This is a genomic window from Lentilactobacillus parakefiri (assembly GCF_002157585.1).
Taxonomy (GTDB): Bacteria; Bacillota; Bacilli; order Lactobacillales; family Lactobacillaceae; genus Lentilactobacillus; species Lentilactobacillus parakefiri.
In genome coordinates this window covers 1-597 of record NZ_BDGB01000160.1, presented here as the reverse complement: position 1 = coordinate 597, position 597 = coordinate 1, and the positions used below count along the sequence as shown (strand labels likewise).

Here is a 597-nt window from a genome sequence, read left to right as displayed (position 1 = left end):
ATTCTGTCCCCGAAGGGAACGCCTAATCTCTTAGGTTGGCAGAAGATGTCAAGACCTGGTAAGGTTCTTCGCGTAGCATCGAATTAAACCACATGCTCCACCGCTTGTGCGGGCCCCCGTCAATTCCTTTGAGTTTCAACCTTGCGGTCGTACTCCCCAGGCGGAGTGCTTAATGCGTTAGCTGCAGCACTGAAGGGCGGAAACCCTCCAACACTTAGCACTCATCGTTTACGGCATGGACTACCAGGGTATCTAATCCTGTTCGCTACCCATGCTTTCGAGCCTCAGCGTCAGTTACAGACCAGACAGCCGCCTTCGCCACTGGTGTTCTTCCATATATCTACGCATTTCACCGCTACACATGGAGTTCCACTGTCCTCTTCTGCACTCAAGTCTCCCGGTTTCCGATGCACTTCTCCGGTTAAGCCGAAGGCTTTCACATCAGACCTAAAAAACCGCCTGCGCTCGCTTTACGCCCAATAAATCCGGACAACGCTTGCCACCTACGTATTACCGCGGCTGCTGGCACGTAGTTAGCCGTGGCTTTCTGGTTGGATACCGTCAAGCTGTCAACAGTTGCTCTGACAACGGTTCTTC

General features: G+C 52.8%; 1 rRNA gene. It reads right to left on the bottom strand.

Going from position 1 to position 597, the window contains the following annotated elements:
• Positions 1 to 597: ribosomal RNA gene (locus LPKJCM_RS12140) — 16S ribosomal RNA — on the bottom strand; the annotation flags it as partial.